The sequence below is a fragment of the Bacillus sp. GbtcB14 genome (assembly GCF_019091205.1).
Lineage (GTDB): Bacteria > Bacillota > Bacilli > Bacillales > Bacillaceae_G > Bacillus_A > Bacillus_A cereus_AG.
Window position 1 is genome coordinate 105,458 of record NZ_JAGXJT010000011.1, and the last position, 9,961, is coordinate 115,418.

Genomic DNA, 9,961 nt, shown 5'->3' on the forward strand with positions numbered 1-9,961 from the left:
TGGGTGGTGAATTCGAACTTTTATTACAAAGAGCAGCTAAATTAGATCCCTTGTTTATTATTCATGGAGGAGACAAGGTTTATACAGTAGAAAAGAAATATGTATAACACTAAACAAAATCATTATCCCTAAAAACAAAATATACGGATTAAATAATTATAAAGTAGACTATTTAGAAAAATAATTATATCTTACCCGGCTTAATCCTATTTTAGCAATGCATGCGCAACCTAATATAGGGGTAGCGTCAGGAAAATGCGGATTTACAACGTTAAGGAATTCAATATAAAAAAGCCTAATTTCTCGGTGTTGCAAGAGCTTAGGCCTTTTTAAAAAACTATAAATACCGTTTGAATTAATATTAGGATCCATCTTGGTACTTCAACTTTCCGGAGTTAACTAAATTAACTTTAACTTTTAAATTCTTTATACTGTGTTCATTTAAGTAAAACGAGTCTGTTTTTACTTCTTCTTTCCATTTTCTTGGATTCTGACGGTATAATGATTCACCTAATTTGTAGATATCTGCATTTATTTCTATTCCTTTTTCAAAGGATTTTAGAATTTCTAATTTGATAATATCTTCAGTTTTTGTAATCAACTCTTTATCACTAATTTCCTTGATCTTCTCATTTATTCCAGCTTGAACTTCAACTCGAATATTAAAAAGTATGGGCTTACTACTCATAATAGGGGAAATTGTAATCTTAGGTTTCTCTATCACTACGGAAACAACAGCGCTATCATTCTCAATAATCCACACAGGAGATCGAACGTTTTTTTCATCCATCCATCTTAGACCGTTTAAATCAGTCTCAGAAAGCCATCCTTCTAGGCGATTATTCCTTACAAAGAACGCTCCATCATTTCTTAATAATGGTGCTTTTTTGGATTCTTCTTTCCAATTTTCTGTTGAAATTTTAAGTGATGGGATATAAGCAGTTTGCCCCATCGGATCACTATCTCTAATAAATTGATAAAATTGTTTAGGTTGTATGTAAGACCGTTGTTTATACCTTTCCTTTGGTTCATGGAGAATGGTAGACAACCCCGATAATGTAAAAAAGGCTTTTGTTTTAAGTATATCATCAATGGGTTCCTTTGTAGCGTATAAGAGAATATTATAGCGTATTTCTCGGTACCGATTAATAAAATCAATAGAGTCTTTAATATCTTGTCTGAGCAGTCTTTCGCTTAATATTATTGTAGATACATGTCCCCAAAAAAGTCTTTGTTGAGCATCCTTATATAATTGATTTAATGCTTCCGTAATGGTAAAACCTTCACCTCTTCCTATCCACACTGGTGGTTGTTTATCAGGTCTAGCCCCCTCTAACTTAGCAACGTTAGAAAAGTCAAGTAACTGAGCATAAGCTATATATTTTCCTTCTTTAAAATCTATACCAAGAGCTGCAACATAATAAATATCTTGAACTTCTTTAATATTCCAACATCCAGATAACATTGCACTAGTGATAAGCATCATAATTATTAGTTTTATTTTGTGCAGCTTCACTGTTTTCCTTCTCCTTCGTCCGTTTTAGAACTATCATTGGTTCGGAGATAATCAACTCTATGTCTATAACTTCTCCACGGTAAACGAAACAATCCCTTGAAAAAATCTGAACTAGATTTTGGGAAAACTAAAGCTAAGTAAGGGATTCCAAAGGAACGTAATCTTGAGATATAAAGAACGATTACGAATCCGGCAAGCATAAATCCATATAACCCCATCAAAATTGAACATAATAGTACAAACCCTCTGAGTATGGATACTGCTCCTGCTAATATTTGGTTTACTAAGGTATATCCCGCAATAGCAGATAAAGCAGTAATAACAATGACAGAAGGGGAGATAAAACCCGAACGGATTGCAGCATCCCCAATGATTAGTCCGCCTACCACTGAAAGGGTTTGACCAAGGGGGGAGGGTAATCTTTGACCGGCTTCACGGAACATCTCAAAAAGGAACAAAACAATTATAAGCTCAAGTGGTGCTGGAAATGGTAGACCTGATCTTGCAACAGTCACAGTCGCAAGAAGAGGGAAAGGAATTTGATCTTGGTGATAAGCAAGTAATGCCATCCAAAATCCGGGTAGGAAGACAGCTAAAAGAAATCCTATCCACCGATAAAAGCGTGCAAATGATACAGTTAGAAAATTAAAGTGGGAATCTTCTGCAGCTTTTATTAGGGGTACCGCCAGCATTTCGGAAAAAAACCACGCTAAGAGAATATATATAAGAAAAGAGCCAGAATTTACCCCGCTAAGAGTAAATCGGCTCTTTAATATATAAAGGATGCACAGAAAAACCTAGAGGGGTTCAGCCGAGATACTTGTAGAAATGGGTCATAATCATACATTATTTTACAAATACATCTTATCTTGAAGGTATATGGATTATATAAAGTTAAAAATATAGTGTTAAACCCAAAAAAACACCATAACAGTGTTCACGGTGTTTTCCATATTAAAAATAAGACTATTATTTAAGTACTCTGAAACTGATTCATATTGTAGAAATATCCATTTTAAGATAATGATACGCTTCAAAATCTTCATTAAATATATCTGTAACTAATTTTATAGCCTCCGTATCATAAAAGCTCTGATATGTCGGCAGCCGAGGGAAAGATGGATCTGTAATGTCAGCTTCAGCGTAGTTTCCCTTATGAATCATCTTAGGCGCCTGATGATGCCATGATCTCGTTAATGTGTCTAGTGGGATAGTCTGTAAGTTATATTTGTTTTCTATTTTTGAGATTTCATTAGAGAAATTCTCTAAATATATATAATTGGTTACAAACTCTTCTTCTCCTTGAATATATTGTTGTGAATAGTGTGGATTAAGATAGTCAGAATCTGCCCCATTCGCGTGAAGATAATGTAAAAAATGTTTAAATGATTTTTTCTTTTTGCATGTACTGTCGTTATAAATAAACTTTCTAATAGGTTCCCACTCTGGATTTTCTATACCTGGTGGAGCAATAAGGGGTCACCATACCCAAAAAAGAAAATTGTACATTTAGACAAAATTTAGACACATTTAAACTGATTCCTGTACGTTAAGGAACCGATTACTTAGTTTACTACTTTTTTTAAAGAATCAAATAGTGAAAATTTCGTGGAAATTTGCTTAACGTAAGTTTTATATCAACTATTACGTTGGAGTACAGCCAAGGTACGTGTATTATCTACTATGAAAATCAGGAATATTTAAAGTATTCTAAGAAGAAGAATTGAGTGATAAGCTACGTTAACTACTTGATATCTTAACTAAGTAAATTATGTATTTAATGTATTCAAGGTAGTGCAATGAGAAGGTATCGAATAACCTTGCTTGGATAAACCGTGTCTCTTAAGAGCTCCTTAAGGCGCGTCCGTTACCTTGAGGGCAACGAACGGTTGTAGACTTCGATGTTGCAAGGATCGTTGTCAAACAAATTGTTTACATGTATTCAATGTAAAACTCTTATTAAATTAAGGTTTTTACTCCTAAGTATAGATAACATGTATATCTCGTCTGTATCCCTTTTTGACTTGCTCTTGATTGACCAAATAAGTCAAAATACCTTTCTAAATTTCCCTCTGATATTCCCCTATTTTATCTTATTCAAACTTGCATTCCAATAACCCATTTCTCATACGCCTGTTTCTAAAATAATAATTTAAATTGGGACCTCTGAGAGATCCCAATTAATTAAAAAGTAATGTCTCCTCTTGTTACATCATTTACAATTTTTATACTAATCCCTCTAACATCTCGAAGACTTCTAAATTATTTTTTTGGTAGTTCAGGGAATAAATAATGTAATATACAGATGGTCAAACGTCTGGATTTGCCTTTATACGGATATATATGCATATACATCGATGGATTAAAGTTTGCCTCAATAATTCCATAAGCATTTTTATTAGCTGCAGGAACTTCTGTATTTTCAATAATCAAATCAATACCACTAATATTTGCTCCAAGTGCCGACACAGCATCTACGGCAATTTTCTTATAATCATCGGGAATTTGATCTGTCATATCAATTGAGTCTCCACCTGTACTGACATTAGAATTTTCTCGCAGAAAAACAATTTCATCACTTGTTGGAATAGAATCTTTTCGATACCCTTGAGCTTTAAGCATTAGGACCTCTAATTCACCTAATTGTATATTTTCTAAAGGTGTTCTATGGTCCATTCCTCTTAATGAATTCAGGTTCTTTTGAGCGACTAACTCTTCAATCGTATGTGAACCGTCTCCTATAACATTGGCTGGAATTCGTAATAAAACGGCAGAAACTTTGCCATCTAGCACAAAAAATCGATATTCTGTTCCATTAATAAATTCTTCTATTAATACTGATGAGTCCTCTTTAAATGCTATTGTGAGTGCTTTTTGATAGTCTTCGTAACTTGCTCCGTTTTCTTTAAAGATAGATATTCCTAAACCATAATTTGTTGTTTTTGGTTTAACGACAAAAGGCTTTCCTGCAAATATATCATAGGAACGTAAGGCTTTTTCTATATCACTAAATTCCTCACCTATTGGTACACGAAATCCATGCTGTTGAAGAATTTTCTTTGTTACTGTTTTATTTTCCATAATTAATGGTGATATATAACTATCTTTACTTGTCATATTCCCATTTTTCACATATTCAACATGATTTCCTAACTGTAGTTTTAAAAATTGATCTTGTCGATCTAAAACGTCTACTTGTAATCCTTGTTGAATAGCATCAAACATTAAAATTTGTGTAGACAACTCCATGTCAGTAAATCCTGATAGTTGATATGGTTTATCCCATGCTTTTTTATAATTTTCTTTAGCAATACGGGAAGCTACCTGACTTTGACTACTTTTTATAATCTCTTTATAAAGTCTTCCAGCTAAAGTCTTACTTGGATCTGTTAGCATTTCTCTCAAGTTAACAAATAAGGTATTCGAAACAGTTATGTCTAACAGCCCTGTTAAATGTTCCATCTCATCAATAATACGCTCAGCATCTGTTTTAAATTGCGTATGTTCTAACGGATGTTCAAGAGCCACTAAATTATTTTGAAAATCACCGATTTTTACCCATTCATCATTATTATCGTCTTGATCAATCCAGAGTAAATAGATGAGGAAAAGATGTAGAAATTCTGCTTGTTCATGGCTAATTCCATATGTTTCAAAAGGATTTAAATCTAGGTTTCTTAATTCAATATAACGAATCCCATGATTTTTTAAATCTGAAACTTGAGGACCGCCCCTTAAACGGACAGATGCATAAAATTCTTTTTCTTCTAATAAAACCCCTTTACTTACCAGCGAAGAAAGATCAGATATATAGTTCTGTAAACTACTATAGGATACTTGAACATCATTTTCATTACTATAACCATATTTACTATTTCTAATGCTTCTTACGGCGTCATTTAAAGGATTTATTTCAAAGAAATTCTTTTCACTACTAGGAGAAGCACCGAAGAAATAAGTTATTAACCATCGATAGTGTAAATAATTCCTTGTGACTTTCAGATAAATTTCTGTTTTAAATTGATGATAATCTTTTATTTCTGATTGTAATTCAAATAATGCCTGAATCAAATTATCGCTAAATTCAAAATTGTAATGAATACCACTAATCATTTGTTTTCGTCGACCATAAGAATTAGATAAATATCGACGATATAAAACATTTTCATGATTATTAAGTTTCGCAATAACAATATCTTCTTCTTTTTCGGGCAACTGTGGTGGCATGCTTAATGGCCAAAGCATTTCGTTATTTCCCATAGAACGATAGGCAACATCATGGATAGCTGCTAAATAATTAAATAAATCTCCTAGTGTCTCAGTAACTGGTGTGATTAATTCCATTTGTGTTTCAGAGAAATCTCGCTGAATATAAGGATGTTCATCTCTTACTGAAATACTTTTGGGATGTTCCGTTTTAGCTAAACTTCCTGATAGGTCAACTCGTTGACTTTCTTTTTCAACTCCAAAACGTGCTTTTAATAAATATGGTTTAATACGGTCATTGTTTAACATTTTTTTCATTTCCATACAAACTGTACCTCCCATCAACTCAAATATTTGATATAGAAATAGCTAAAATTATAACCATTATTTTTTTGAATTTAGCATTTGGATATTAATGGCCAAAGCATTTTATTCTTATCCACGGAAAGAGAAGGGATTTCACGAATAGCTGCTAAGTAATTAATCATGTCTTCTAATGTTTTAGTATTAGGCTGAATATATGATCTTGTATCTCTTATCGAAAACGGTTTAGACGTTTCAGTTGAACTTTCAAATAAGTCAACTTGTCGATTTTCCTTTTCAATCTCATAACGAGATTTTAATAAGGATGGTTTAACACGGTAATTAAATAACATTTTTTTAATCCACATGAACTCTTCCTCCCAATTTATTTGTTTTTACAAACTATATAATATGACAAAATATAACAATCAAAAGCACCCACATCTCTACATGCGGATACTTTTGTTACTATATTTTGCTGTAAACTTAAATACTTCATATGCCATTGGAAGTGGGTATTGTTGTAAATAAGAATCATCTTAAATACTTCATATGGAAAGAGAAATGCTCATTTAAGAAAGTGGAAATAAAGAAGTAGCTATGATCATAGCCCTCCATTTTTTTATAAGTTACCATTTGACTATTTTTTTGAGCGTTCTCTAAGAAAATATGTTCTTCCAATTGTTTCGGATAAAACTCGTCTTGACTACCTTGCATAATAAGAATTGGTGGAATAGTAGCTTCTTTAATTAATTCTGAAGCATCCCATTCTTTCCAAGAATCTTTGTCTTCACCTAAATAAGAGGTGAAAGCATTTATTCCCCATGGTACTTGACTAGGAGTTAAGATTGGAGAAAAAGCAGAAACCGCTTTGAATCTCTTAGCATTTTTCAAACCGATCACTAAAGCCCCATGTCCTCCCATTGAATGCCCCATTATGCTTTCTTCACCTGAAAAATTAGGTACTATAGTCGAAGCAATGGATGTTAATTCATCTACGATATACGAATACATTTTATAATGCTGTGCCCAAGGATCCTGGGTAGCATTTAAATAAAAACCTGCCCCTTGTCCAAGATCCCATGCTGCAACATCAGAAACGTATTCTCCACGTGGTGAAGTATCTGGCATAATCACTGCAACTTGATGTTTTTCAGCCAAACGTTGAAATCCACTTTTTTGACTAAAATTATCATCTGTACAAGTTAAACCAGATAACCACCATATAAGTGGAATTTTTTTCTTTTCTTTATTTGATGGTAAGTAGATACTAAATTTCATATCACATTGCAAGACTTCGGAATAATGGCTATACTTACGTTGCTCTCCTTCGAAAGAACGATGTTGTTCAATACATTTAAGACTCATTATCTCACTCTCCGTAAGTTAAAATCGTACGAATGGATTCACCTTTGTGTAATAAGTCAAATGCCGCATTGATGTCTTTAAATTCTAAATGATGAGTAATAAATGAATCTAAATCAATATCACCATGCATATAATCTTCGACCATTTCTGGAAGTTCAGATCTTCCTTTAACTCCACCAAAGGCTGATCCACGCCATACTCGGCCCGTTACTAATTGGAATGGACGAGTATGGATTTCTTTACCAGCACCAGCTACTCCGATAATAATACTTTCGCCCCAACCTTTATGACATGCTTCAAGAGCGGATTTCATTACTTCAACATTACCAATACATTCGAAGCTATAATCCACGCCACCATCTGTCATTTCGACTATAACTTCTTGAATTGGGCGATCATAATCTGCAGGATTCACAAAATCAGTCGCTCCCATTTTTTTAGCGAGTTCCCATTTTTGGGGATTCAGGTCAACTGCAATAATTCGGCTTGCTTTTGCTTGAACCAATCCTTGAATAGCTGCTAATCCAATCGCTCCTAAACCAAATACAGCTGTTACAGCTCCTTCTTCAACTTTTGCAGTGTTGTGTACAGCACCAATACCTGTAGTCACACCACATCCTAATAAAGCAACTTTATCTAACGGAGCGTTTTCATCGATTTTCGCTAAGTTAATCTCATTAACAACTGTATATTCACTGAATGTACTAGTTCCCATGTAATGATAAAGGGGCTCTCCATTATAAGAGAAGCGAGTTGTTCCATCAGGCATTAAACCTTTACCTTGTGTTTCTCGTACAGCACTACATAGGTTTGTTTTACCAGAACGACAGAATTTACATTCTCCACATTCAGGTGTATATAGTGGAATAACATGATCCCCAGGTTTTACTGAAGTAACTTCATCACCTACTGAAACGACAACACCAGCACCTTCATGGCCTAATACAGCAGGAAATACTCCTTCTGGGTCGTCACCTGATAATGTAAAAGCATCTGTATGACAGACAGAAGTATATAGTATTTTTACTAATACCTCTTTTGCTTTTGGCTCTTCTACATCGATTTCTACGATTTGAAGTGGCTCCCCTGGCTTAAATGCAACAGCAGCTCTACTTTTCAATTGAATCCCTACTTTCTTTTTTTATTGTTTACACCACTAAGATTACACTTTATAATTTTAATTACAATACTGACAAATTTGTCACTATAAACATTTTTTTCGCGAGAGGAAGGTCAAAAATTATGGTTATTCATTATAAGGACAAGGAATTTTTCACTGGAAAAGATTTAGCTTTATCTGTGATAGGAGGGCGTTGGAAAATAGCAATTATATGGTGTTTGTTACAACGTTCGCCATTAAGATTAAGTGAAATACAAAAAAAGCTGCCTGAAGTTAATCAACGTATGTTGATTAGACAATTAAGAGAATTAGAAGACGATAAAATAATTACTCGATGTGTATACCCCGTAGTGCCTCCTAAGGTTGAGTATGAACTTAGTGAAATTGGTCATCAACTAGAGAATGTTGTAACAGCCATCTGTGATTGGGGAGATGACTTTAGTGATTTTGTAGAAAAAGATTCGGACGAACTTAGTTGAAGAAACAAGTAAATATCGATTCATTAAAAATAGTGCGTAATTGTATGACTTAATCCATAAATTTGCATACAAAAAACCGATAACTTTGCATCGAATGCTGTAAAGTCATACGTAACGACTAGTTAAGATAATTAACGAAAATATACGCTAAGTAAATTTCGACATAAAATGAGCCGAATTTCCTACTCTAAGGGGTCCCGCCAACCAAATGACATAAAACCCACGTTAATAAATTTTATGGAAAATAAAAATCCGGTTTTCCTGTATTAAAAAATATTTTACAAAGAAAAAGCTGATTTCCTTATCTTAAAGAAAATCAGCTTTTGGCGTAGTTATTAATTTAGAGGTTGATGGGGTTCAGCCGAGATACGTGTAAAAACGGGGCATGAGCTGTAATATATTTCCATTGTTGGGTTTTTAGATAAAAATATCTACCTCATGATTAACAAAAAGCTGATTACCTATGCGCTATAAATGAACTGCCCCAATTGTTAAACAAAACCTAGCAATTGGGGCAGTTCATAGTTATCATTTGACTCTTCTAGTGACCTTCTCAAGTAAAGCACCCTTTGGTTGAATAAGATTTATTTATTCATTCCCATCAATCGCTTAATTGTTCTTATTTGGGGTACAGTCAGGAAAATGCGGATTTACAACGCTAAGCCCATTTCCCCGACTATTCCCCCAGTTTTAACAACGTTAAGAAAGTTTCAAGGGTCTTAAAGAATCTAACGAGACCATTTTCTCCGAATTAAAATGGTATTCTCCAAGTAAATTAATATGTTCCCAACCTAGAGGTGACATATGGTGCAATAATTCTTCATTAAAACTACCTGACCGTTTTTGATATTCAACTGCCTTTGTTAGATGTAAAGTATTCCAGATACTGATGGCATTGATAATGATGTTTAAAGCACTGGCTCTTTGCAATTGATGTTGTATAGTCCGTTCCCTAAGCTCACCTTGTTT

General features: G+C 33.8%; 8 protein-coding genes and 1 pseudogene. 1 reads left to right on the plus strand and 8 read right to left on the minus strand.

Features of this window, described 5'->3' with window-relative positions:
* Positions 1 to 361: 361 nt before the first annotated feature.
* The 7 genes and pseudogenes from KVT31_RS24615 to KVT31_RS24640 form a co-directional block, all read right to left on the minus strand.
* Entirely contained in the window at positions 362 to 1,516 is a 1,155-nt protein-coding gene (locus tag KVT31_RS24615; protein ID WP_000766211.1) for a Ger(x)C family spore germination protein, read from the minus strand.
* Positions 1,513 to 2,208 (minus strand): spore germination protein, encoded by a 696-nt coding sequence (locus KVT31_RS24620; protein WP_000881732.1) that lies wholly within the window; start codon positions 2,206 to 2,208, stop codon positions 1,513 to 1,515. The genes KVT31_RS24615 and KVT31_RS24620 overlap by 4 nt, the downstream gene beginning before the upstream one ends.
* Before the next feature lie 301 nt (positions 2,209 to 2,509).
* Positions 2,510 to 2,992 (minus strand): annotated as a pseudogene (locus tag KVT31_RS30415) (sulfotransferase family 2 domain-containing protein); the annotation flags it as partial.
* A gap of 786 nt (positions 2,993 to 3,778) precedes the next feature.
* A complete protein-coding gene (gene gshAB / locus KVT31_RS24625) occupies positions 3,779 to 6,046 on the minus strand; it encodes a bifunctional glutamate--cysteine ligase GshA/glutathione synthetase GshB (RefSeq protein ID WP_000425291.1) in 2,268 nt (755 codons plus the stop codon).
* A 74-nt stretch (positions 6,047 to 6,120) separates the two neighbouring features.
* On the minus strand, positions 6,121 to 6,393 hold the full coding sequence (locus tag KVT31_RS24630) for a hypothetical protein (protein WP_000264853.1): 273 nt from the start codon (positions 6,391 to 6,393) through the stop codon (positions 6,121 to 6,123).
* A gap of 166 nt (positions 6,394 to 6,559) precedes the next feature.
* The gene (fghA, locus tag KVT31_RS24635) at positions 6,560 to 7,393 is read right to left on the minus strand and encodes an S-formylglutathione hydrolase (protein WP_000053341.1); all 834 of its coding nucleotides are present in this window, start codon (positions 7,391 to 7,393) and stop codon (positions 6,560 to 6,562) included.
* Between the two features lie 4 nt (positions 7,394 to 7,397).
* The gene (locus KVT31_RS24640) at positions 7,398 to 8,513 is read right to left on the minus strand and encodes an S-(hydroxymethyl)glutathione dehydrogenase/class III alcohol dehydrogenase (RefSeq protein WP_000842153.1); all 1,116 of its coding nucleotides are present in this window, start codon (positions 8,511 to 8,513) and stop codon (positions 7,398 to 7,400) included.
* Between the two features lie 122 nt (positions 8,514 to 8,635).
* Here KVT31_RS24640 and KVT31_RS24645 point away from each other — a divergent pair, with 122 nt between their 5' ends.
* Positions 8,636 to 8,992 (plus strand): winged helix-turn-helix transcriptional regulator, encoded by a 357-nt coding sequence (locus KVT31_RS24645; protein WP_000234699.1) that lies wholly within the window; start codon positions 8,636 to 8,638, stop codon positions 8,990 to 8,992.
* Between the two features lie 699 nt (positions 8,993 to 9,691).
* Here the strand turns inward: KVT31_RS24645 and KVT31_RS24650 are convergent.
* Positions 9,692 to 9,961, minus strand: a 270-nt coding sequence (locus KVT31_RS24650; RefSeq protein ID WP_144531572.1) for a Tn3 family transposase, incomplete at its 5' end; no start/stop codon positions are given.

Excerpts from the sequence above, each read along its gene's own strand:
- fghA (WP_000053341.1), bottom strand. The coding sequence starts at position 7,393 with ATGAGTCTTAAATGTATTGAACAACATCGTTCTTTCGAAGGAGAGCAA.
- KVT31_RS24630 (WP_000264853.1), bottom strand. The coding sequence starts at position 6,393 with ATGTGGATTAAAAAAATGTTATTTAATTACCGTGTTAAACCATCCTTA.
- KVT31_RS24620 (WP_000881732.1), bottom strand. The coding sequence starts at position 2,208 with ATGCTGGCGGTACCCCTAATAAAAGCTGCAGAAGATTCCCACTTTAAT.
- gshAB (WP_000425291.1), bottom strand. The coding sequence starts at position 6,046 with ATGGAAATGAAAAAAATGTTAAACAATGACCGTATTAAACCATATTTA.
- KVT31_RS24645 (WP_000234699.1), top strand. The coding sequence starts at position 8,636 with ATGGTTATTCATTATAAGGACAAGGAATTTTTCACTGGAAAAGATTTA.